The sequence below is a fragment of the Paramagnetospirillum sp. genome, assembly GCF_058402745.1.
The window spans coordinates 1-22871 of the sequence record NZ_JBZVFI010000002.1; the positions used below are offsets into that span (position 1 = coordinate 1).

Genomic DNA, 22871 nt, shown 5'->3' on the forward strand with positions numbered 1-22871 from the left:
CGGCAGCAATTTCTCAACCGCCTTGATTTCCAGGACCAGCGCATCGGCAACGACCAAGTCAAGCCGGTAAGCGCAGTCCAGTTGCATTCCCTTGTAGACGACCGGAACGGGCACCTGTCGCTTGAAAGGGATTTCGTTCAACTCCAGTTCATGAGCCAGACACTGCTCATAGGCCGATTCGAGCAGTCCTGGGCCTAAAGCCCTGTGGACCTCAATCGCCAGCCCGATCACCCTTCGGCTTGCGGCGTCGAATTCCTTGTCCCCTTCCAATTCCTTCGAGCCTTCGTGCCTTCGTGGTGAAATGAACGCGTCCGCCTAGCCCCGCTTCTCCATCAACCCCACGAACCGCTCGAACAGGTAATGGGCATCCTGCGGCCCCGGCGAGGCTTCCGGGTGGTACTGCACCGAGAACACCGGCTTGCCCTCGACCGCGATGCCTTCCACCGAGCCGTCGAACAGCGAGCGGTGGGTGACCTTGACGCCGGCGGGCAGGGACTTTTCGTCCACCACGAAGCCGTGATTCTGGCTGGTGATCTCCACCTTGCCGGTCTCCAGATCCTTGACCGGATGGTTGGCGCCGCGATGGCCGGTGTCCATCTTGAAGGTCTTGCCGCCGAGGGCGAGGGACAGCATCTGATGGCCGAGGCAGATGCCGAACAGCGGCTTGCCCGCCTTGACCACGCCCTGGATCATGGGCACGGCGTACTTGCCCGTCGCCGCCGGGTCGCCGGGGCCGTTGGACAGGAACACGCCGTCGGGATTGAGCGCCAGGACCTGCTCGGCGGTGGCCTCGGCCGGCAGCACGGTGACCTTGCAGCCGGTATTGGCGAGGCAGCGCAGGATGTTGCGCTTGGCACCGAAATCGATGGCCACCACGTGGAAGCGGGGCTGGTCCTGCTTGCCGTAGCCGCCGCGAAGCGACCACTCGGTCTCGTCCCAGGAATAGGTCTGGGCGCAGGTGACGTCCAGCGCCAGATCCATGCCCTCCAGGCCCGGCCAGTCCTTGGCCTTGGCCCACAGGGCGGGCAGATCGAAATTGCCGTCGGGGGCGTTGACGATGACGCCGTTGGGCGCGCCGTTGGCGCGGATGCGCCGGGTCAGCGCCCGGGTGTCGATGCCGCAGATGCCGGTGATGTTGTTGGCCTTCAGCCAGGAATCCAGGTGCCTGGCCGAGCGCCAGTTGGCGGGCTCGGTGATGTCGGCCCGCAGGATCAGGCCGCGGGCCGCCGGAGTGGTGGTCTCCAGGTCCTCGGCATTGGTGCCCACATTGCCCACGTGGGGGAAGGTGAAGGTGATGACCTGGCCGGCGAAGGAGGGATCGGTCAGCGTCTCCTGATAACCGGTCATGCCGGTGGTGAACACCACCTCACCCACGTTGGAGCCGGCGGCGCCCAGCCCCTTGCCCCACAGCACGGTGCCGTCGGCCAGGACCAGGGCCCCGGTCGCTCCCGGGGGGCGCGGCGCATCAAAGGTCGGCACCTGGCTGCTGGGCTTCGGTGCGGTCCCGTGTTGGTTCGGCATGGTGGTCCTTTGTCGCGTTCGCGGGCCGGAAGGGCTCCGGCCGCAGGTACAGTATCATAGAGAGCCGAGGCTCTCCCCGCCGATTTTGGGCCGCAGAAGGCCGCCGGAGCATCTCGCGAACGGGCAAGACCTTCGGGGCTGCGGGGTCCTCGTCGAGGCCCAGTCGGCATCAGGTAAATTCCGCGCCTTATAATGACGGGCGCGGACAGAGTCAAGCGTCGCGACGGAGCGAGAAAAACCCTTCCTTTTCAAGGCGATGGCATTCCACGGATAAGCTTCCTTTCCGTGGGGATTTGGAGTAGCCTGTGCGCTTTCCCAAACGAGGGGTTGCCATGCTGCGCCAGCAGTTGAATGACGCGCTCAAGGCCGCGATGCTGGGCAAGGATGCCCGCACGGTTTCCACGGTCCGCCTGATCCTGGCGGCGCTGAAGGACCGCGACATCGCGGCCCGGCCCAAGGGGCTGGCCGACGGCATCCCCGACGCCGAGATTCAGCAGATGCTGCAGTCGATGATCAAGCAGCGCCGCGAGAGCATCTCCATGTACGAGCAGGGCGGCCGTCCCGAGCTGGCACAGCAGGAAGCCGAGGAAATCGCCATCATCGAGAAGTTCCTGCCCAAGCAGATGGATGAAGCGGCGATCACCCAGGCGGTCAAGGCCGCCATCGCGGCCACCGGCGCCGGCGGCATCAAGGACATGGGCAAGGTCATGGCGGAATTGAAGGCCAGCCATGCCGGCTGCATGGACTTCGCCAAGGCCGGCGCGGTGGTGAAGAAGGAGCTGGGGGGCTGACGCCGCCCCGGCGGCCTCACCATATCCAGCGGGTGACGTGAACGGAAAGACCCAGGCATGGCTTTCCCTCCCCAATTCCTCGACGAGCTGCGCGCCCGCATCCCGGTCACCTCGGTGGTGGCCCGGCGGGTCAAGCTGGTGCGCAAGGGGCGCGAGCACCAGGGCCTGTGCCCCTTCCACAACGAGAAGACCCCGTCGTTCACCGTCAACGACGACAAGGGGTTCTTCCATTGCTTCGGCTGCGGTGCCCATGGCGACGCCATCGGCTTCGAGATGCGGGCCGGACACCTCAGCTTCACCGAGGCGGTGGAGCGGCTGGCCGCCGAGGCCGGGCTGGAAGTGCCCAAGGCCACGCCGGAGGAACGGGTCAGGGAAGCGCGCCGCGCCTCGCTGCACGACGCCCTGGAATCCGCCACCGTCTTCTTCGAGAAGCACCTGCGCGGCCCCACGGGGCGCGATGGCTTCGCCTATCTCAAGAACCGGGGACTGTCGGACGAGACCATCGCCCGTTTCCGCCTGGGCTTCGCCCCCGAGTCCCGCGAGGCGCTGAAAAGCGCGCTGATGAGCAAGGAATGCCCGGAGAGCCTGCTGATCGAGGCGGGGCTGCTGAAGAAGCCCGACAATGGCGGCGCCTCCTTCGACTATTTCCGCGGCCGGGTGATGTTCCCCATCACCGACCGGCGCGGAAGGGTGATCGGCTTCGGCGCCCGCATTCTGGGCGACGGCCAGCCCAAATACCTCAACTCCCCCGACACGCCGCTGTTCCACAAGGGCCAGACCCTTTACGGCCTGGCCCATGCCCGCGAGCAGGCGCGCGAGACGAACCGGGTGGTGGTGGTCGAGGGCTACATGGACGTCATCGCGCTCCATCAGGCCGGCTTCGCCTATGCGGTGGCGCCGCTGGGCACGGCGGTGACCGAGCAGCAGATCGAGGAGCTGTGGCGCCTCGCGCCCGAGCCCATCCTCTGCCTCGACGGCGACAAGGCGGGACAGCGGGCCATGGCCCGTGCCCTGGACCGCGCCTTTCCCATCCTCAAGCCCGGCCACAGCTTGCGCTTCGCCACCCTGCCGCCGCCCGAGGACCCGGATTCCCTGATCAAGGCCAAGGGCCCCGCCGCCATGGCCGCCGTGCTGGACGCCGCCCAGCCCCTGGTGGAGGTGGCCTGGCGCCTCGCCACCCAGGACCGGCCGCTGGATACCCCCGAGCGGCGCGCCCTGCTGGAGAAGGAACTGGCGGAAAAGGCCTTCTCCATCGCCGACGAGACGGTGCGCTACCAGTACCTGTCCACCTTCCGCCAGAAGGCCAAGGACTCGTTCCGTCCGCCGCCGCGCCCCTGGACCAAGACGGCGGGCAAGGGCTTCGGCCGCTTCCGCCCCGATCCCCAGGCGCCGCTGAAGGGACCCGACGGCCTGCTGCCCGGCGCCGGCCGTCCCCGCCCGCCCCGGCCCAATGCGGCGGCCCAGGAATGGATGATGCTGTCCCTGGTTCTCGACCATCCCCGACTGCTGGATTCCATCGGCGAACGCCTCGGCGAGACCACTTTCGCGGACAAGACCCTTGACAATCTTCGACGCGGGATTCTAAAGCACCTCGGGGCTGCCCGCGACCTTGACGCGGACGGTCTCGTCACCCATTTGAGGACGGACGGATATTCCGAGATTCTGGACTTCCTGCTCGATGCCAACGAAAGGCGGGTCCGCGCCCTGCGCGGCGACCTTTCCACCGAGGAAGCCCGGGTCCATTGGGAACACGTCTACAATCTTTATACCAGGAAGGACCTGCTGGCTGACGTGAGCGAAGCCAACGCCGAACTCGCCCAAGGCCCCACACCCGCGTCGTGGAGCCGCTTCGAGGCGGTGAAGAAGCAGCAGCAGACGGCCAGCGTCCTGGACGACGAGGCGTCCGGGAACGGTTGAAGACTTTTGTGAACAGTGGGCGGGACCGGAGAATCCGGCCCGGCTCGGGGTCGGACCCTTGAGGAGCAGCATTTTTCATGGCGACCAAATCGACGAATACGGCCGAAGTTTCCGAGAACCAGGACGAGGCCATGGACGGCCCGCTGCTCGACACCCTGGGCGTCGCCGTCAAGAAGATGGTGGCCAAGGGCAAGGAGCGCGGCTACGTCACCTATGACGAGCTGAACGCCGCCATGCCCCCCGACGAGGTGTCGTCCGAGCAGATCGAGGACACCATGGCCATGCTGTCCGAGCTGGGCATCAACGTGGTGGAAAGCGAGGAAGGCGAGGACAACGCCGCCGAGGCCGCCGAGGAAGAGGCCACCGAGACCGAGGGCTATTCCGGCGCCGGCAACGTGGACGAGGAAGACCTGGGCCGCACCGACGACCCGGTTCGCATGTACCTGCGCGAGATGGGCTCGGTGGAGCTTTTGTCCCGCGAGGGCGAGATCGCCATCGCCAAGCGCATCGAGGCCGGCCGCGAGATGATGATCGGCGGCATCTGCGAAAGCCCGCTGACGCTGCGCGCCGTGGTCGAATGGCATGACGCCCTGGTCGAGGGCAAGATGCTGCTCAGGGACATCATCGACCTGGATGCCACCTACGGCGCCGATCCCGAGGCCGACGAACTGGCCGAGGTGGAGATGGAGGGCGCCGCCGAGGCCGCCCCCGTCGAATCCCCCGCCGAGGGCAAGGCCGAAACTCCCGCCGAGGGCAAGGGCGAGGCCGGCGACGAGGAGAAGGAAGACGGCGCCGAGGGCGAAGGCGAGGTCGAGGGCGAAGGCGAGGCCGAGGAAGGCGAGGAGAACTCCATCTCGCTGGCCGCCATGGAAACCGAGCTGCTGCCCATCGTGCTCGAGACCTTCGAGGCCATCGCCGCCACCCACCACAAGCTGGAGAAGGTCCAGGACCAGCGCCTGGCCGCCCTGAACAAGGGCGAGGCGGTCACCGCCGCCATGGAGAAGAAGTACGACAAGCTGAAGGCGGAACTGGTCCGCCTGATGGACGGCGTGCATCTCAACAACGCCCGCATCGAGCAGCTGGTCGAACAGCTCAACGGGCTGAACCGCCGCCTGATGATGCAGGAAGGCCGCCTGCTGCGTCTGGCCGAATCCTGCCGGGTGAAGCGCCAGGACTTCCTCGACGCCTATTACGGCTCGGAACTGGACCCCAACTGGATCGAGCAGGTCACCCAGCGGTCCAAGCAGTGGAAGGACTTCGCCACCCGCCACGGCAAGGAAGCCGCCGACATCCGCGCCGCCATCGCCGACATCTCCACCGAGGCCGGCCTGCCCATCAGCGAATACCGCCGCATCGTCCAGACGGTGCAGAAGGGCGAGCGCGAGGCCAGCAAGGCCAAGAAGGAGATGATCGAGGCCAACCTGCGCCTGGTGATCTCCATCGCCAAGAAGTACACCAATCGCGGCCTGCAGTTCCTGGACCTCATCCAGGAGGGCAATATCGGCCTGATGAAGGCGGTGGACAAGTTCGAGTACCGGCGCGGCTACAAGTTCTCCACCTACGCCACCTGGTGGATCAGGCAGGCCATCACCCGCTCCATCGCCGACCAGGCCCGCACCATCCGCATCCCGGTGCACATGATCGAGACCATCAACAAGCTGGTCCGCACCAGCCGTCAGATGCTGCACGAGATCGGCCGCGAGCCGACCCCGGAAGAGCTGGCGGAAAAGCTCTCCATGCCGCTGGAGAAGGTCCGCAAGGTCCTGAAGATCGCCAAGGAGCCCATCTCCCTGGAAACCCCCATCGGCGACGAGGAAGACAGCCACCTGGGCGACTTCATCGAGGACAAGAACGCCGTCCTGCCGCTGGACGCCGCCATCCAGGCCAATCTGCGCGAGACCACCACCCGGGTGCTCGCCAGCCTGACGCCGCGCGAGGAGCGGGTGCTGCGCATGCGCTTCGGCATCGGCATGAACACCGACCACACCCTGGAGGAAGTGGGCCAGCAGTTCAGCGTGACCCGCGAACGCATCCGCCAGATCGAGGCCAAGGCGCTCCGGAAGCTCAAGCACCCGTCCAGGTCGCGCAAGCTGCGCTCGTTCCTCGATACCTAGATTCGGAACGTCATCGGATGGAAACAATGGGGGAGACGCCTGGAGCGCCTCCCAAAATCACGCGGCATGCGTTCCCCCGCCCCGCCGGCAGCAACCAAGGCGATGGGAACCCATGCCATGGTCCTGTATCGCATGAAAGGCGGGTAGGCTCAACGCCTGGAATGGGGATAATTGGTGGGCCCGGCAGGACTCGAACCTGCAACCAGACCGTTATGAGCGGCCGGCTCTAACCATTGAGCTACAGGCCCCACCGGGGGCGACCATAGCCGAGAGGGATGGAAATGCAAGGGGGGAGACGACGTTTCCGCCGTCTCCGTTCTGCAGTCCTTACGGGAAAGCCCCAATCGACTTCACCTGGAAAGGTCTTCCAACTGACCTCGGCCGGGCTGAAGTTCTTCAACGACAGCGCGCTCAGGAAGGTCGGGTCGTCTTCGACCGAATCATAGGGGCCGTGGACGCCGCGCAGGCGCTTCCATTCCGCCGCCGGGCCGTAATCCATGACCTGGACCTTGCCGTCCATGTGGAAGCCGGCGACCCAGTGGTGGGTATTGCCGCTGCCGTTGCGGATGAAGACGTAGCCCGCCTTGTAATCGGGATTGATGCGGTTGAGCGGCGCGATGGCGAAGCCGGCGGTGTCGGTGCAATGGTCAGAAATCGGCCTGGGGTGAAGCAGATCTGGAATGGAAAAAAGTAGGGGGAGGCGCTCCAGGCGTCTCCCCCATTGTTTCCATCCGATGACGTTCCGAATCTAGGTATCGAGGAACGAGCGCAGCTTGCGCGACCTGGACGGGTGCTTGAGCTTCCGGAGCGCCTTGGCCTCGATCTGGCGGATGCGTTCGCGGGTCACGCTGAACTGCTGGCCCACTTCCTCCAGGGTGTGGTCGGTGTTCATGCCGATGCCGAAGCGCATGCGCAGCACCCGCTCCTCGCGCGGCGTCAGGCTGGCGAGCACCCGGGTGGTGGTCTCGCGCAGATTGGCCTGGATGGCGGCGTCCAGCGGCAGGACGGCGTTCTTGTCCTCGATGAAGTCGCCCAGGTGGCTGTCTTCCTCGTCGCCGATGGGGGTTTCCAGGGAGATGGGCTCCTTGGCGATCTTCAGGACCTTGCGGACCTTCTCCAGCGGCATGGAGAGCTTTTCCGCCAGCTCTTCCGGGGTCGGCTCGCGGCCGATCTCGTGCAGCATCTGACGGCTGGTGCGGACCAGCTTGTTGATGGTCTCGATCATGTGCACCGGGATGCGGATGGTGCGGGCCTGGTCGGCGATGGAGCGGGTGATGGCCTGCCTGATCCACCAGGTGGCGTAGGTGGAGAACTTGTAGCCGCGCCGGTACTCGAACTTGTCCACCGCCTTCATCAGGCCGATATTGCCCTCCTGGATGAGGTCCAGGAACTGCAGGCCGCGATTGGTGTACTTCTTGGCGATGGAGATCACCAGGCGCAGGTTGGCCTCGATCATCTCCTTCTTGGCCTTGCTGGCCTCGCGCTCGCCCTTCTGCACCGTCTGGACGATGCGGCGGTATTCGCTGATGGGCAGGCCGGCCTCGGTGGAGATGTCGGCGATGGCGGCGCGGATGTCGGCGGCTTCCTTGCCGTGGCGGGTGGCGAAGTCCTTCCACTGCTTGGACCGCTGGGTGACCTGCTCGATCCAGTTGGGGTCCAGTTCCGAGCCGTAATAGGCGTCGAGGAAGTCCTGGCGCTTCACCCGGCAGGATTCGGCCAGACGCAGCAGGCGGCCTTCCTGCATCATCAGGCGGCGGTTCAGCCCGTTGAGCTGTTCGACCAGCTGCTCGATGCGGGCGTTGTTGAGATGCACGCCGTCCATCAGGCGGACCAGTTCCGCCTTCAGCTTGTCGTACTTCTTCTCCATGGCGGCGGTGACCGCCTCGCCCTTGTTCAGGGCGGCCAGGCGCTGGTCCTGGACCTTCTCCAGCTTGTGGTGGGTGGCGGCGATGGCCTCGAAGGTCTCGAGCACGATGGGCAGCAGCTCGGTTTCCATGGCGGCCAGCGAGATGGAGTTCTCCTCGCCTTCCTCGGCCTCGCCTTCGCCCTCGACCTCGCCTTCGCCCTCGGCGCCGTCTTCCTTTCCTGGACCTCATCCAGGAGGGCAATATCGGCCTGATGAAGGCGGTGGACAAGTTCGAGTACCGGCGCGGCTACAAGTTCTCCACCTACGCCACCTGGTGGATCAGGCAGGCCATCACCCGCTCCATCGCCGACCAGGCCCGCACCATCCGCATCCCGGTGCACATGATCGAGACCATCAACAAGCTGGTCCGCACCAGCCGTCAGATGCTGCACGAGATCGGCCGCGAGCCGACCCCGGAAGAGCTGGCGGAAAAGCTCTCCATGCCGCTGGAGAAGGTCCGCAAGGTCCTGAAGATCGCCAAGGAGCCCATCTCCCTGGAAACCCCCATCGGCGACGAGGAAGACAGCCACCTGGGCGACTTCATCGAGGACAAGAACGCCGTCCTGCCGCTGGACGCCGCCATCCAGGCCAATCTGCGCGAGACCACCACCCGGGTGCTCGCCAGCCTGACGCCGCGCGAGGAGCGGGTGCTGCGCATGCGCTTCGGCATCGGCATGAACACCGACCACACCCTGGAGGAAGTGGGCCAGCAGTTCAGCGTGACCCGCGAACGCATCCGCCAGATCGAGGCCAAGGCGCTCCGGAAGCTCAAGCACCCGTCCAGGTCGCGCAAGCTGCGCTCGTTCCTCGATACCTAGATTCGGAACGTCATCGGATGGAAACAATGGGGGAGACGCCTGGAGCGCCTCCCCCTACTTTTTTCCATTCCAGATCTGCTTCACCCCAGGCCGATTTCTGACCATTGCACCGACACCGCCGGCTTCGCCATCGCGCCGCTCAACCGCATCAATCCCGATTACAAGGCGGGCTACGTCTTCATCCGCAACGGCAGCGGCAATACCCACCACTGGGTCGCCGGCTTCCACATGGACGGCAAGGTCCAGGTCATGGATTACGGCCCGGCGGCGGAATGGAAGCGCCTGCGCGGCGTCCACGGCCCCTATGATTCGGTCGAAGACGACCCGACCTTCCTGAGCGCGCTGTCGTTGAAGAACTTCAGCCCGGCCGAGGTCAGTTGGAAGACCTTTCCAGGTGAAGTCGATTGGGGCTTTCCCGTAAGGACTGCAGAACGGAGACGGCGGAAACGTCGTCTCCCCCCTTGCATTTCCATCCCTCTCGGCTATGGTCGCCCCCGGTGGGGCCTGTAGCTCAATGGTTAGAGCCGGCCGCTCATAACGGTCTGGTTGCAGGTTCGAGTCCTGCCGGGCCCACCAATTATCCCCATTCCAGGCGTTGAGCCTACCCGCCTTTCATGCGATACAGGACCATGGCATGGGTTCCCATCGCCTTGGTTGCTGCCGGCGGGGCGGGGGAACGCATGCCGCGTGATTTTACCTACGACGTCTTCCTGAGCCACAACTCCAAGGACAAGCCGCGCGTACGGCGCCTGGCCGAACGGCTGCGCGATTCGGGGCTGCGGGTGTGGTTCGACGAATGGATCATCAAACCGGGCGACGATATTTATCTCGCCATCGAACGCGGGCTGGAGGCGGCACGGGTGCAGGTGCTGTGCCTGTCACCGGCCGCCCTAACTTCCGACTGGGTAACGCTGGAACGCAGCACGGTGCTGTTCCGCGACCCGGCCAATACCGGCCGCCGTTTTATTCCCCTGCTGCTGGCCGATTGCGACCTGCCCGACACCCTGCGGCGTTACCTCCATGTGGATTACCGCGAGGAGACGGACCAGGCCTTCGCCACCCTGCTGGAGGCCTGCCGGTCGGAGGGGGAGGAGGCCGCCACCGCAAAGGAACCCAAGCCGAAGCGAGGGCGGAAGCGCTCCGCGAAAACGTCCCCTCCACAGCCGGAACCGGAGCCGCTGGCGGTATTCGAGCTGACGATTAAGGGGCACTCAAACTGGGCCTCTGGGGTCATCATCAGTCCGGATGGGCAATGGGTAGCCTCGGAGGGGCGCGATGATACCGTCGGGATTTTTGACCTGAAAGATGGAAGATGTATCGCCAAATTTCAAAATAAAACTCATGTATCTCCAAGAGTGTCAATGACATATGACGGAAAACTTCTTCTAGCGACAAGCATAAATTCCTCCGTTCTGGTGTGGAACATCGCATCTGGTCTGAATCAGATGCAGCTATGCGGCCACAAAAAATACGTCAGCTTTATATCAGCTCTTCCAGACAGTCTCCACGCTCTCACCGGAGCAGCCGATGGCAGCTTGCGCTTGTGGGATCTTGGCGATGGACAATGCCTGAAAGTTATGACTGTCGATGGAGCAGGGGAAGAACTTGGAGAGGCTGATATTCTAAGCGGGGACATTAATAGAAATGCAACCATGGCACTATCCGGCCATCGGAGCGGAATGATACGGCTTTGGGACCTGGAAACTAGCCAGTGCGTATCTATTCTGGAGGGCCACTCCCAACTGGTAAATAACGTCAAATTCATGCCAGACGGACGCTATGCGGCCTCAGGCTCCAACGACAAAACCATCCGCATCTGGGATCTGGAAGCAAATATCTGCGTCGGCACGTTGGAAGGGCATGAAGGTGAGTGTCTGTCAGTCGCTGTTTCTCCTGACGGAGCCGTGCTTGCTTCTGGCGGCCTCGGAGACCGAACTGTCCGGCTTTGGGATTGGGCCTGTGGAGCCTGCCTACAAATCATCAAACTCGGGGCAGATCCACTCTCGGTGACCTTCTCTCCCGAGGGCTCCCGGCTGGTGGTCGGAACGGATGCAGGCGACATCTACGTATACCGCCTGACCGGATTCCAGCCCTCGGCAACCGCCTCAGACCGCCGCTATGTCAATGCCAAGGTGGTACTGCTGGGCGAGGGGACGGTGGGCAAGACCTCGTTGGCCCATCGCCTGATCGAGGATGAATACGTGGTGCGCGACCGCACCCACGGCATGAATGTCTGGCCCCTGGACCTGCCGCTGCCCCCCGACGACACCGTGGAGCGCGAGGCGCTGCTGTGGGATCTGGCCGGGCAGGAGGATTACCGCCTGATCCATCAGCTGTTCCTGGACCAGACGGCGCTGGCCCTCCTGCTGCTCAACCCCCAGCGGGACGATCCTTTCGCCGGCGCGGGCGACTGGCTCAAGGCCCTGGAGACCGCCGCCTCGGCCGGCAAGTCCAAGCGGCCACCGCCGCCCCGGCTGTTGGTGTTCTCCCAGGTGGATGTGGGAGGCATGAAACTGGGCGATACCAAGATCAATCGCTTCCGGACCCAGCATGGCTTCGCCGACTGGATCGCCACCAGCGCCAAAACCGGGGAGAACTGTTCCGACAGCGGCAATGGCGGCAGGCCCTCGCGCCTGAAGCAGCTTATCGCCGACCACATCCCGTGGGACACCCTGCCCTGGACCTCCACCCCGCGCCTGCTGGCGGCGCTGAAGACCGCCGTCATGACCATGCGCGACGAGGACGATATCAGGCTGCTGCGCTTCAGCGAACTGGCCCAGCGGCTGGAGCAGGCGCTGCCCGCCGAATCCTTCGGCGAGTCCGACGTGCGCACGGCGGTCACCCTGCTGGCCAACCAGGGGCTGGTGCGGCCGCTGGAATTCGGCGACCTGGTGTTGCTGCGTCCCGATCTCCTCAACGGCTATGCCGGGGCCATCATCCGCGCCGCCCGCGCCCATAAGGACGAAATGGGATGCATCGCCGAAGCCGACATTCACCATGCCGGGTTCGACTTCACCGGTGTCGAGCGTCTGAGCCACCGCCCGGACGAGGAGTTGCTGCTCCACGCCATGGTCCAGACCTTCCTGGAAAATGCCCTGTGCATCGCCCAGGAAACACCTTCCGGGCGGTTCCTGGTGTTTCCCTCCCAGTTCCGGCGCGAGCGCGATATCCCCACCGAGCCGGACACCTTGGACGCCTCCGGAAACTCGATTTCTGACGTGGACGCCTCCGGAAACTCGATTTCTGACGTTCAGAGACGGTCGGCGTGGGCGCGTTCCGGCCTGGCCGTGATCTGAAGAGGAACTTTTGGTCCAATTCTGAGGTTGAATTGCCTCGGCATTCCCCTTCCTTGGGGTCATGCGGCGGCCGTTTTCTCCAGCCAGCACCACCGTTTCATATTGTAGGCAATATTGACCAGGGTGATCGTCGCCTCGGCCCTGGCCTTGCCGATGGTTCGGATGAAAAGCCCCATGCGGTCCTTCTGCTCGGCAAAGACGTGCTCGACGCGGGCGCGGATTTTGGATTTGACCGCATTGGCTCTCGCCGTGGCCTTGGCCATTGGTTTGCCTCTCGGCTTCTTGCGGTGGATGTGGCTGACGCGGCCATGGTCGGCCAGGAAATCGTCGTTGGCCTGGGAGCGGTAGGCGGTATCGGCCCACACCGGTGAGGCGGTATTGTTCGGATCGATCAGCCCCTCCCGCAGTCGGGCACCGTCCGCCGCCGCCGCGTCGGTCACAATGCAGCGGCGGATGATGCCGTGCAGGCGGTCGATGGAGATATGGCTCTTGTAGCCGAAGACCGGAATGGCGATGTCGATCTGCGGCTTGCCATCCGCCGTCGGCTTAGCCTTGGCGAATTTCACCGTCCAGCGGGCATCTCGATCCTTTTGCCGCAGCTTGGCCGGCTTGTCCGTCCACGCCTCGGGGATCTGACCGGCCTTGATCGCCTCCTTCTCGCCATCGCTGTTGCGCTGCTTGGGCGCCGCTACCAGGGTGGCGTCGATGATCTGGCCGCCCATGGCCAAATAGCCGGCAGCGGAAATCGCCTGGTCGAGCGTGTTGAACAGCCGGTCCAGCGCCTTGGTCTTGATCAGCGCCTCGCGGAAATCCCACAGCGTGTTGGCGTCGGGCACCGCGTCTCCGGGGCGCAGGCCGCAGAACCGCAGCCAGGTCAGGCGATCCCGCACCTGAAACGCCGTCTGCTGCAACGACAGGCCATACAGCCCTTGCAGGACCAGCATCTTGAATTTTAGCACCACGTCGAACCCGGGCCGGCCGCCCTTCGACGGATCGGAGCGCCGAACCGCCTTGGTCAGCGCCGGGCGAAATTGCTCGAAGCGAACCGTCCGCTCCAGTTGCTCCAGCGGATCGCCTTCCGCCGACAGAGCCTCAAGGCTGTGCTCGAAATCCCAGAAACCGGCTTGCCCCTTCATCTCGACCTCCCGGTGATCCCAGGGAGAATCGAATCACAAAACCGTCAGAACCGCCAGTTTCCGGAGGCGTCCCCTTTGTCTCCTATACCTTCCGGGGCGAGTGGCAGACCATCTGGACCACCCTGGTGGTGCGCCTGTGGTACAGCAAGGAGTTCGAGCACCCCGAGTTGTGGCGCAACGCCGCCGTCTTCTCCACCTGCAGGGGGCATGAACTGTCCCTGATGATCGACAACCGTCAGGGAGAGGGACAGGCCACCATCCGCCTTCACTTTGATTCCGGCGTGCCCGACGAGGTGAAGATCACCCTGATCGAGTACCTTCACCGCCACCTGGAGCGGCACGCCTGCGACGTCGTGCGGGACCGGCGCTATGTCTGCACCCATTGCGGCAAGCCGGTGACCGATATCGCCGCGGTTCGCCAGCGCATTGATGCCGGGAAGGACTTCATCACCTGCCAGGGCTGCGACGGACGGGTGGAATTTGTCGACTTCATCGAGCAGCGGCTGAAGAGCGATCCGGTCGCCCAGAAGATTCTGGCCATGGAGACCACGGCGCGCCAGGAACTGGACACCCAGGCCCTGGAGCAGATCCTGATCGGCCACATGCTGGCCATCTGCGGCGAGGCCAACCAGATCTTCCGGCCGGTCACCATGTTTGACCACGGCATCGATGGCGAGGTCGAGTTCAAGGATAACCACGGGCGGGCCAGCGGCAAGAAGATCTATGTCCAGCTGAAAAGCGGCAATTCCTACCTGCGGACCCGCAAGGGTGATGGGCAGGAAATATTCGACGTCACCAACGAGCGACACCTGGACTATTGGGTCAGCCAGCCGGCGGACGTCTATCTGGTCATCCGCCAGAGAGATGAACACACCGGCCAGGCCGTCATCCGCTGGATGAACCTGACGCACTATCTGAAGAACCGTGACGACAAGAAAAGCCGCCAGATCATCTTCGATGGCAAGAAGCTGGACATGGAGGCGGTCTGGAAGGTGCGCGACGGCTTCTTTCCGCCGCGCTAACCCCCTTCCCAACGAAAAGCCCCCGCCGGTTTCCCGGCGGGGGCTTCGCAATCGGACCTGATGTGGCTCGGGACTTAGACCGAGTAGTACATCTGGAACTCGACCGGATGCGGGGTGTGCTCGAAACGATACACTTCCTCGTACTTGAGCTCGATGTAGCTCTCGATGAATTCCTTCGAGAACACGTCGCCCTTGCACAGGAAGTCGTTGTTGGCACGCAGGGCCTCGAGGGCCTCACGCAGCGAGCCGCACACGGTCGGGACCTGGGACAGCTCCTCGGGGGGCAGGTCGTACAGGTTCTTGTCCATGGGATCGCCGGGGTGGATCTTGTTGGCGATACCGTCCAGGCCGGCCATCAGCATGGCCGAGAAGGCCAGGTAGGGGTTCGCGCCGGGGTCGGGGAAGCGGACTTCCACGCGCTTGCCCTTCGGCGAGGCCGAGTAGGGGATACGGCACGACGCCGAGCGGTTGCGGGCCGAGTAGGCCAGCAGCACGGGAGCCTCGAAGCCGGGGATCAGGCGCTTGTAGCTGTTGGTCAGCGGGTTGGTGAAGGCGTTGATCGCCTTGGCGTGCTTGATGATGCCGCCGATGTAGTACAGCGCGGTGTCCGACAGGTCGGCATAGCCCGAACCGGCGAACAGGGGCTTGCCGGCCTTCCAGATGGACTGGTGGACGTGCATGCCCGAGCCGTTGTCGCCATAGATCGGCTTCGGCATGAAGGTCGCGGTCTTGCCGTAGGAGGCGGCGACGTTGTGGACCACGTACTTGTAGATCTGGATCCAGTCGGCGGCCTGCACCAGCGAACCGAACTTGATGCCCAGCTCGTGCTGCGACGAGGCCACTTCGTGGTGGTGCTTCTCGATGGGCAGGCCCATCTCACCCATCACGGTCAGCATCTCGGCGCGCATGTCCACGTGGCCGTCCACCGGCGGAACCGGGAAGTAGCCGCCCTTGACGCCCGGACGGTGGCCCAGGTTGCCCTCGGCGAAGTCCTTGCCCTGGGCCTCGACGCCGTCCTCGGAGCACAGCTCGTAATAGCCCTTGTTCATGCTGAGTTCGTACTTGACGTTGTCAAACACGAAGAACTCGGCCTCGGGGCCGAAATAGGTGGCGTCGCCCACGCCCGAGGACTTCACGAAGGCCTCGGCACGCTTGGCGATGGAGCGCGGGTCGCGGTCATAGAGCTGGCCGGTGGCGGGCTCGACGATGTCACAGTTGATGATCAGCTGGGACTGGGCGGCGAAGGGGTCCATGACGGCGGAAGCCGGGTCGGGCTTCAGGATCATGTCGGACTCGTTGATGCTCTTCCAGCCGGCGATCGACGAACCGTCGAACATGATGCCTTCGTTCAGCATGTCGGCGTCCACGGTGGACACGTGCTGAGCGGTGTGCTGCCACTTGCCACGCGGATCGGTGAAGCGGAAATCGACGTACTTCACGTCGTTTTCCTTGATCAGTTCGAGGACCTTCTTGACGTCGTCGGACATGGTCACATTCCTGAGAGTTGAAGTTGAACACGCGGTCCCGCCCCGCCGCCCACGATCGGGCCGCCGGAGGGATGAAAACTCAGATGGCGTCGCTGCCGCGCTCGCCGGTGCGGATGCGGATGGCCTCTTCCACCGTGGAGATGAAGATCTTGCCGTCACCGATGCGCCCCGTGTGGGCGGCCTGCTGGATGGCCTCGACGGCGCGCTCCACCAGGTTGTCCTCGATGACCAGCTCGATCTTGACCTTAGGCAGGAAATCCACCACGTACTCGGCGCCGCGATAGAGCTCGGTATGCCCCTTCTGTCGGCCGAAACCCTTGGCCTCGGTCACGGTAAGGCCCTGGAGGCCGACCTCGTGAAGGGCTTCCTTCACCTCGTCGAGCTTGAAGGGCTTGATGATGGCTTCGATCTTCTTCATGAACCCGCCGTCTTTCGGATTGGCGTTGAGAACCCGCGTCTGAACGCGCGACTCATTTAGCACGCATCGTGCCACTTCGGCCACCCGGAAAAGCGCCCAAACCCCAGGAATCTCCAGACAAAGATGCCCTATTTTCAGGCATTTACGCCTATTTCATGGGCAAACCACACCCCCTTCACCTGGACCCGCCTTCCGGGCTAGGGTGAAGCGTCGCGATTCCACGCCGGAGCAGCCCCGTTGAAGTCCGCCAACTCCATTCTGTCGTCGTTCGGCACCACCATCTTCGAGACCATGTCGCGCCTGGCCCAGGCCCATGGCGCGGTCAACCTGGGCCAGGGCTTCCCCGAGGGGCTGGAACCCGCCGACGTCGTCGCCAGGGCGGCCGAGGCGGTGACCAGCGGCCCCAACCAGTACCCTTCCATGATGGGTATCCCCGACCTGCGCGCCGCCATCGCCGCCCATGACCGGCGCTTCTACGGCCTGGATCTCGATCCCATGGCCGAGGTGATGGTGACCTCGGGCGCCACCGAGGCCCTGGCCGCCTGCCTGTTCGGGCTGATCGAGCCGGGTGACGAGGTGGTGCTGATCGAGCCGCTCTACGATTCCTACCTGCCCATCATCCGCCGGGCGGGGGGCATTCCGAAGCTGGTGCGCGTCCAGCCGCCCCATTGGGACCTGCCGAGGGATCAACTGGCGGCGGCCTTCTCGGACCGGACCAAGCTGATGCTGCTCAACACGCCCATGAATCCGGCGGGCAAGGTGTGGGGACGCGACGAGCTGGAATTCGTGGCCGGCCTGCTGGAGCGTTTCGACGCCTATTGCGTCTGCGACGAGGTCTACGAGCATCTGGTCTATGACGGCCGCCGCCACGTGCCGCTGATGACCTTGCCGGGCATGCGGGGACGCTGCCTGAAGATCGGCTCGGCGGGCAAGATCTTCTCCCTGACCGGCTGGAAGGTGGGCTGGGTGATCGCCGCCCCCGATGTTCTCGGGCCGGTGGCCAAGGCCCACCAGTACCTGACCTTCACCACGCCGCCCAACCTGCAGGCCGCCGTGGCCTGGGGCCTGGGCAAGGAGGATTCGTACTATGACGGCCTCGCCGCCATGCTGGCCGAGCGCCGCGACCGCCTCGCCGCCGGCCTGGAGCGGGTCGGCTTCCAGGTCATGGCCACCGGCGGCAGCTATTTCATCACCGCCGATTTCCGCCCCCTGGGCTTCGCCGGCGACGACGGGGAATTCTGCCGCCACATCACCGAGAAGGCCGGGGTGACGGCCATTCCGGTCAGCGCCTTCTACCAGGGCGGCGACGTCGACCACTTCGCCCGCTTCTGCTTCGCCAAGACCGAGGCGGCCATCGATCAGGCGGTGGAGCGGCTGGAACGCTATTTCCGAGGATAGCCCCTTGACGGGCGCCCCCGGACTTCGCTAAACATGCGGCCTTCCCCGGTGGCGGGTGTAGCTCAGTTGGTTAGAGCGCCAGGTTGTGGTCCTGGATGTCGTCGGTTCGAATCCGATCACTCGCCCCATTCCCCCTCATTCGATCGCCCCCTCTCCCGTCCGGCTCAGGCGCCGGTCAGGGCGGCGATCATGTGGCTGGCCTCGGTATCCTCGGGGTCGAGGCCGACCGCGTTGCGATAGGCGGCCAGGGCCTCCGACCGGCGCCCCAGCGCGTTGGCGGCATGCCCCGCCGCCCGCCACAGCCGGGCGTCATCCGGATAGGCATCGATCACCGGACGCAGCAGGTCGGCCACCTCGGCGTGACGGCCGGTCTCGCCCAGGATGTCGGCAAGACGCAGGGCGGTATCCGGACCGGCCTGCAGGCCGTGGGCGCGGCGGGCGAAATCCTCGGCCTCGTCCAGCCGCCCCTGGGCCAGGCACAGCCCGGCGAGATTGTGCAGCGCCAGCACCGCCTGGGGCGCGAAGTCCAGGACGGCGCGGTAGCAGCGCTCCGCCGCCTCCAGGTTGCCGGTCATCTGCTCCAGCCCGCCCAGATTGGTCAGCGCCGCCTCGTGGGCCGGAGCCCGCTCCAGGCACTTGCCGAAGGCCGCCCGCGCCTCGTCCAGCCGCCCCAGCGCCCCCAGCACCACGCCCCGGCCGTAAAGGGCGTCGATCAGCCCCGACACCGCGGCGCGGTTGAGGAACTTCAGCGCCAGGGGCAGGTCGCCGCCCTGATGGGCGGCAACCGCCAGTTCCATCAGCCCGGCATGGCCGGGGGGAACCTTGGCCAGCTCGCGCGAGATGGTCCGGGCCCTGGACAGGTCGCCCTGCCGGGCCTTGTTCAGCGCTTCCTCGATTCGGTCAGACTTCGCCATCATGTCCCCATCAGATTTCGCATCACGTCCGCCAGGCGGACCGGCGCCTCGTGATGGCGCCGGCAATCCGGCCGCATGTCCCCCTGCTCCGCCGCCAGCCAGAGGGCGATGGCCTCCGGGGCCCGCCCGTTCTCGGTCACCACGGCGATGCCGGGCCGCCGCACGGCGGCATCCAGGTCGGCCCGGACCAGCCCGGGCTGCAGGCTGAGAACCGGCTTGCCCAGCAGCCAGGCCTCGTAGAGCAGGATCGAGGCCATGCCCGCCACCCGGTCGGCGGCCAGCACCACCTGACGCCCGGACACCCCGCCGGCCAGACCGCCGCTCAGGGCGCCCCGGCTGGTTTGCCACAATTCCTCCAGTTCCGCCACGTCGTCGCGCGGGTGGGGAACAATGGCCACGTCCAGATGCCCGGCGTGGGGCTGCAGTTCCCGACAAAGCAGGAGCAGCGCATCGCGCTCGGTATATCCGCGCCAGTTGGGAAAATCCGGACCGGTGCCCTGGTCCTTTGACACCGGCTCGCCGATGAACGCGACCAGTCCCCGTCCGTCCAGCCCAAGGCCAAGGCGTTCGCGCAGCCCCCGCCGCCCATCCGGGCCGGCATCGGCGTCGGCGGCCAGTCCGGCCAGCCCGGGATGACCGGTGACCCGCAGGCAACGGGCCGGCACCCCCTCGGCCAGGGCCTCGTCGCGCGCCTTGTCGTCCATGACGGCGTAGACATCGGGAACCAGCGGCGCGGCTCCGTCCATGCTCAGGCGGGCATGATAGTTCATCCAGTTGTCCAGCACGCACAGCACCGGCAATCCCCGCCTCCGCGCGGCGCGGGCCAGGGCGAGGGGCAGGTGGTCGGCCAGCGAGGTGCCGAAACACAGCCCCCCCACGCCCGCGGCCTCCAGCCAGGCTTCCAGGTCCCCGCCGGATGGCGGAGCCAGACGCCCGAGGCCGGCCGGCGCATTGCGCCCGAGAAAGCCGTGATCGAGGACGGCCACCCGCTCCCCCTGCCCGGCCAGCAGCACCGCGACGGGCAGGACGGCGTTGGCCCCGCCCGGATCGGCGGCGGCGAACAGCATCAGGGGACGGGAGGATCGGGTCATGCGGACTTGTGAATCAAAATCCCCGGACAGGGCGCCGGGCCCGGGTCCGGGGATGCGGTAAACCGTCCAAAGCCGATCAGGCGGTCGCGCTGATGGGCGTATGGGCGACGCCGGGTGCCGGAGCATAGGCGCCGGCGGGGGCGGCGGGAGCGGCGGCGGGGTCGGCGGTACCGGCGGCGGCGGCGGCCTCACGGGCCTCGCGGGCCAGGGAATCGCGCAACCCGCTGGCGATGTTGCGGTTGATGTTGACCAACACCTCGATCTTGGCGGCGTTGGGCTCGGTCAGGGCCGCGACGGTGTGGAAATCGACGAACTGGCACAGGCTCAGCATGTTGACGACGGTCTCGGTCGTCTCGCCGGCCTCCACCTTCCCGATCAGGTCGGCCTGGAAGATGGTCCAGAGCTTCCAGTTGAGCCGCAGCGCCTCGCGCATGCCCTCGGGCTCGCCACGGGACGCCGATGCCATGCGGCGGGCTGCCTCGGTCAGCGCCCAGGCCTCCGTTTCACGCGGATTGCCCTCCTGGGGGATACTGGCGGCATGTGCTGCGTTGCTGTAAGGATTCATAACCACTCCCATCACTTTTCAGGACGGTGCTGCCACCGCGCTATGAAAACAGGTTGACCACCGAACCAACCTGATAGGTATCGTTGGTGAAGGCCTTGACCATCTGGTCGCTGCTGGCCTGCGCCGCCTCGAATCCGATGGAGATGGCCTGAAGCTGCTGCGCGATGAGCATCTTCTTCTGCGCGACCTGCTCGGCGACTTCGGCCTTGATCTCCGCCACCGACTGCTGCTGGTGATCCCGAATCTCGGTAATGCGCTCCTCGACCCAATCCATTTCGCTGGCAACGATGTCCAGGCGGTTGGTTATCCGGTTGAGGGCGAGATTGAGCGTCTCCAGCGACGTGCCGAGATTGTAGGTCGAGCCGGTTTCCGCGTCGTCGTCGTCAACGGAGAAAGGCTCGATGCCGAGGCCATTCAAACGGATCTGGCCGATCCCCTCGTCGCCATACAGGTCGAATTCGGCCCCATCGATGAACGGCAGATTGCCAAGGTTCTCGTTGAAGGCCTCGACCGCGGCGTCGTAGCTCGTGGGGTCCACCGGGTCGCCGTAGGCGGCGTTGAGCTGCTGATCGGTATTGAGCGACGCCAGATTGTTGAGGTCATCCAGGCGATCCAGCAACTGGGTGCGGGCATTGTTCACCTGAACCTGGTATTCCTGCAGCTTGGGCAGGCGCTCCTCGAGCTGGGCCAGTTCCTTGTCCAGGTTGGTGTCGTAGCGGTCCAGCGCCTTGCTCTGCAAGGCCGACACCTCGTCGTTGTAGCGGACCACCATGGCGTTCTGCATGTTGGCGAAGGCCAGATTGAACGCCGGACGCGACGACATGCCCGAGAGCGTGCTGAGCATCTGGGTCAGATCGCCGACATAAGCACTGAGCACGGTGTCGCTCAAGGAAACCTCCCACGCGGCGGGCGAATTCTTCACCCATGCCGAGCCTAGCATCGTTCCGTTAAGAAATCCATAAATCGGGGGGCCGGGCAAGCGGTGGCCAGTGTGGCGGGGTTAACGGTTTTCTAACGGAAGATGCCACAGAATTATCGGCCAGAATCAACAAGGTCCGCGCGTCGAACGCTGCCTCAGGAGACTCCCATGACCGAAGAAATCGGCGATCTGTCGAGCCTTCCCCTCCCCGAACAGGAAGCCCTGAGCCTGGCCGAGGCGGCCATCGCCCTGGATCGGGCCCGCAGCGGCGAGAACCGTGCCGCCGAACTGGTGGCGGCGCTGAACCATAATCTGGAGGTCTGGGTGGCCATCCGCGCCCTGGCCCGGTCGCCGGGCAGCCCGCTGCCGCCCGATCTCAAGGCCAACCTGATCCGCCTGAGCGAATTCGTCGCCCACACCACCTTCACCAATGGGGCCTCCATCGGCGATTCCTCGCTCAACACCCTGATCAACATCAACATGCAATTGGCCGAGGGCCTGCTGGAAGGCCAGAAGAACGCCGCGACCGGAGGCAAGGCGGGCTGATCAGCCCACCCGCTCCGCCAGCGCGTTCCGCACCCGCCCCAGCACCGGCCCCCATCCCTCGCCGTGCCCGGCCCGAAACAGCCGGGCGGTGGGATACCACGGGCTGTCCTCGCGCTCCAGCAGCCAGCGCCAGTCGGGGAAGCTGGACAGCACCACCCAGACCGGCCGCCCCAGCGCCCCGGCCAGATGGGCCGGCGAAGTGCAGGATGAAACGATCAGATCCAGCCCCTCCATGACGGCGGCGGTCTGGCTGAAATCACCGAGACGCGGCCCCAGGTCGATGAAATTTCCCGGCAGGCTCCGCCCCGCCGCCTGGGCGGCGGCCGGCCCCTTCTGCAGGCTGAAGAAGGTCACGCCGGGAACGTCCAGCAAAGTCAGGTAGGGATCGAGTCCCGGAGAGCGCCGTCCGTCGTAGGGAGCCTCGGGATTGCCGCCCCACACCAGTCCGACCTTCAGCCCTCCATGGCCGGCCAGACGGTCGCGCCACTCCGCCACCAGCCCGGCATCGGCCCGCAGATAGGGGACGTGGGCGGGAATGGTCTGCAAGGTGGTGCCGAACACATGGGGCAGGGACATCATCGGCACCTGGAAATCGGGCGGCGCCATCGCCTGGCCCGATTCCACAACCGCCGCCACGCCCGGAGCCGTGGCCAGCACGGCCCCCAGCCCGGCGGGCGAGCCCACCACCACGCGGGCGCCGCGCGCCGCCAGCAAGGCGGCGTAGCGCACGAACTGGATGTTGTCGCCGAAGCCCTGCTCGCCCCGCATCAGGACCGTCTCGCCCGCCAGCCGCTGCCCGCGCCAGCGGGGGCCGCCGATGTCCGGCTGGGGGCGGTACTCGGCCAGCGGCAGTCCACGGCGGTAATCACCATGCAGCAGCAGCATCTGGCCCAGGCACATCTTGACCCGGGGATCACCGCCGCTCTGGGCGGCCCGGTAAATGGCCATGGCCCCGGCCAAATCCCCCGCCTCGACGCGCTCGAAGGCCTCGGCCAGCGGATCGCGGGCCATG

At 65.5% G+C, this 22871-nt stretch carries 20 protein-coding genes, 3 tRNA genes and 1 pseudogene; 11 read left to right on the forward strand and 13 right to left on the reverse strand.

What is annotated here, in order from left to right; translation table 11 throughout:
- Both ACV4UZ_RS00045 and carA read right to left on the reverse strand, forming a co-directional pair.
- The coding region (locus ACV4UZ_RS00045) for a GxxExxY protein (RefSeq protein WP_491598921.1) at window positions 1-270 on the reverse strand (270 nt) is incomplete at its 3' end.
- A gap of 45 nt (window positions 271-315) precedes the next feature.
- Complete coding sequence (gene carA / locus ACV4UZ_RS00050) at window positions 316-1521, reverse strand: glutamine-hydrolyzing carbamoyl-phosphate synthase small subunit (RefSeq protein ID WP_491598922.1); 1206 nt, start codon at window positions 1519-1521, stop codon at window positions 316-318.
- Between the two features lie 332 nt (window positions 1522-1853).
- On the opposite strand from carA, the gene ACV4UZ_RS00055 reads away from it, so the two are divergent.
- The 3 genes from ACV4UZ_RS00055 (at window position 1854) to rpoD (ACV4UZ_RS00065) (ending at window position 6343) form a co-directional block, all read left to right on the forward strand.
- Window positions 1854-2312 (forward strand): GatB/YqeY domain-containing protein, encoded by a 459-nt coding sequence (locus ACV4UZ_RS00055; protein WP_491598923.1) that lies wholly within the window; start codon window positions 1854-1856, stop codon window positions 2310-2312.
- Window positions 2313-2369: 57 nt separating this feature from the next.
- The gene (gene dnaG / locus ACV4UZ_RS00060; protein ID WP_491598924.1) at window positions 2370-4229 is read left to right on the forward strand and encodes a DNA primase; all 1860 of its coding nucleotides are present in this window, start codon (window positions 2370-2372) and stop codon (window positions 4227-4229) included.
- 77 nt (window positions 4230-4306) lie between these two features.
- A complete protein-coding gene (gene rpoD / locus ACV4UZ_RS00065; RefSeq protein ID WP_491598925.1) occupies window positions 4307-6343 on the forward strand; it encodes an RNA polymerase sigma factor RpoD in 2037 nt (678 codons plus the stop codon).
- Between the two features lie 172 nt (window positions 6344-6515).
- Here rpoD (ACV4UZ_RS00065) and ACV4UZ_RS00070 read toward each other — a convergent pair.
- Window positions 6516-6591, reverse strand: a tRNA-Ile gene (locus tag ACV4UZ_RS00070).
- A 203-nt stretch (window positions 6592-6794) separates the two neighbouring features.
- On the opposite strand from ACV4UZ_RS00070, the gene ACV4UZ_RS00075 reads away from it, so the two are divergent.
- Window positions 6795-7037: a hypothetical protein gene (locus ACV4UZ_RS00075; RefSeq protein WP_491598926.1), complete on the forward strand. Its 243-nt coding sequence runs from the start codon at window positions 6795-6797 to the stop codon at window positions 7035-7037.
- A 54-nt stretch (window positions 7038-7091) separates the two neighbouring features.
- Here the strand turns inward: ACV4UZ_RS00075 and rpoD (ACV4UZ_RS00080) are convergent.
- Window positions 7092-8426, reverse strand: a pseudogene (rpoD, locus tag ACV4UZ_RS00080) (RNA polymerase sigma factor RpoD); the annotation flags it as partial.
- Between the two features lie 35 nt (window positions 8427-8461).
- Between rpoD (ACV4UZ_RS00080) and ACV4UZ_RS00085 the strand changes: the two are divergent.
- On the forward strand, window positions 8462-9067 hold the full coding sequence (locus tag ACV4UZ_RS00085) for a sigma-70 family RNA polymerase sigma factor (protein WP_491598927.1): 606 nt from the start codon (window positions 8462-8464) through the stop codon (window positions 9065-9067).
- 54 nt (window positions 9068-9121) lie between these two features.
- Here ACV4UZ_RS00085 and ACV4UZ_RS00090 read toward each other — a convergent pair whose 3' ends face one another.
- Window positions 9122-9364: a hypothetical protein gene (locus tag ACV4UZ_RS00090; RefSeq protein ID WP_491598926.1), complete on the reverse strand. Its 243-nt coding sequence runs from the start codon at window positions 9362-9364 to the stop codon at window positions 9122-9124.
- Window positions 9365-9567: 203 nt separating this feature from the next.
- Here ACV4UZ_RS00090 and ACV4UZ_RS00095 point away from each other — a divergent pair.
- Window positions 9568-9643: transfer RNA gene (locus ACV4UZ_RS00095), tRNA-Ile, on the forward strand.
- 53 nt (window positions 9644-9696) lie between these two features.
- Entirely contained in the window at window positions 9697-12363 is a 2667-nt protein-coding gene (locus tag ACV4UZ_RS00100; RefSeq protein ID WP_491598928.1) for a TIR domain-containing protein, read from the forward strand.
- 59 nt (window positions 12364-12422) lie between these two features.
- Here ACV4UZ_RS00100 and ACV4UZ_RS00105 read toward each other — a convergent pair whose 3' ends face one another.
- Window positions 12423-13499, reverse strand: a complete 1077-nt coding sequence (locus ACV4UZ_RS00105; RefSeq protein ID WP_491598929.1) for an IS5 family transposase — start codon at window positions 13497-13499, stop codon at window positions 12423-12425.
- Window positions 13500-13624: 125 nt separating this feature from the next.
- On the opposite strand from ACV4UZ_RS00105, the gene ACV4UZ_RS00110 reads away from it, so the two are divergent.
- The gene (locus ACV4UZ_RS00110) at window positions 13625-14521 is read left to right on the forward strand and encodes a DUF4365 domain-containing protein (RefSeq protein ID WP_491598930.1); all 897 of its coding nucleotides are present in this window, start codon (window positions 13625-13627) and stop codon (window positions 14519-14521) included.
- 74 nt (window positions 14522-14595) lie between these two features.
- On the opposite strand, the gene glnA is transcribed toward ACV4UZ_RS00110, so the two are convergent.
- Both glnA and ACV4UZ_RS00120 read right to left on the reverse strand, forming a co-directional pair.
- Entirely contained in the window at window positions 14596-16008 is a 1413-nt protein-coding gene (gene glnA / locus ACV4UZ_RS00115; RefSeq protein WP_491598931.1) for a type I glutamate--ammonia ligase, read from the reverse strand.
- A 79-nt stretch (window positions 16009-16087) separates the two neighbouring features.
- Window positions 16088-16426: a P-II family nitrogen regulator gene (locus tag ACV4UZ_RS00120; protein WP_008616616.1), complete on the reverse strand. Its 339-nt coding sequence runs from the start codon at window positions 16424-16426 to the stop codon at window positions 16088-16090.
- A 237-nt stretch (window positions 16427-16663) separates the two neighbouring features.
- On the opposite strand from ACV4UZ_RS00120, the gene ACV4UZ_RS00125 reads away from it, so the two are divergent.
- Both ACV4UZ_RS00125 and ACV4UZ_RS00130 read left to right on the forward strand, forming a co-directional pair.
- Entirely contained in the window at window positions 16664-17824 is a 1161-nt protein-coding gene (locus ACV4UZ_RS00125; RefSeq protein WP_491598932.1) for an aminotransferase, read from the forward strand.
- Window positions 17825-17875: 51 nt separating this feature from the next.
- A tRNA-His gene (locus ACV4UZ_RS00130) sits at window positions 17876-17952 on the forward strand.
- Window positions 17953-17988: 36 nt separating this feature from the next.
- Here ACV4UZ_RS00130 and ACV4UZ_RS00135 read toward each other — a convergent pair.
- The 4 genes from ACV4UZ_RS00135 to ACV4UZ_RS00150 all read right to left on the reverse strand — a co-directional run bounded on the left by ACV4UZ_RS00135 (window position 17989) and on the right by ACV4UZ_RS00150 (window position 21283).
- Window positions 17989-18741 (reverse strand): tetratricopeptide repeat protein, encoded by a 753-nt coding sequence (locus ACV4UZ_RS00135; protein ID WP_491598933.1) that lies wholly within the window; start codon window positions 18739-18741, stop codon window positions 17989-17991.
- The gene (locus tag ACV4UZ_RS00140) at window positions 18738-19829 is read right to left on the reverse strand and encodes a hypothetical protein (protein ID WP_491598934.1); all 1092 of its coding nucleotides are present in this window, start codon (window positions 19827-19829) and stop codon (window positions 18738-18740) included. Before ACV4UZ_RS00140 ends, ACV4UZ_RS00135 begins: the two co-directional genes overlap by 4 nt.
- Before the next feature lie 76 nt (window positions 19830-19905).
- Window positions 19906-20394, reverse strand: a complete 489-nt coding sequence (locus ACV4UZ_RS00145; protein ID WP_491598935.1) for a flagellar biosynthesis regulator FlaF — start codon at window positions 20392-20394, stop codon at window positions 19906-19908.
- A gap of 40 nt (window positions 20395-20434) precedes the next feature.
- Window positions 20435-21283, reverse strand: a complete 849-nt coding sequence (locus tag ACV4UZ_RS00150) for a hypothetical protein (RefSeq protein ID WP_491598936.1) — start codon at window positions 21281-21283, stop codon at window positions 20435-20437.
- A 198-nt stretch (window positions 21284-21481) separates the two neighbouring features.
- On the opposite strand from ACV4UZ_RS00150, the gene ACV4UZ_RS00155 reads away from it, so the two are divergent.
- The gene (locus ACV4UZ_RS00155; protein WP_491598937.1) at window positions 21482-21859 is read left to right on the forward strand and encodes a flagellar biosynthesis regulator FlaF; all 378 of its coding nucleotides are present in this window, start codon (window positions 21482-21484) and stop codon (window positions 21857-21859) included.
- Here ACV4UZ_RS00155 and ACV4UZ_RS00160 read toward each other — a convergent pair whose 3' ends face one another.
- A complete protein-coding gene (locus tag ACV4UZ_RS00160; protein WP_491598938.1) occupies window positions 21860-22870 on the reverse strand; it encodes a glycosyltransferase family 9 protein in 1011 nt (336 codons plus the stop codon).
- Window position 22871: the final 1 nt, after the last annotated feature.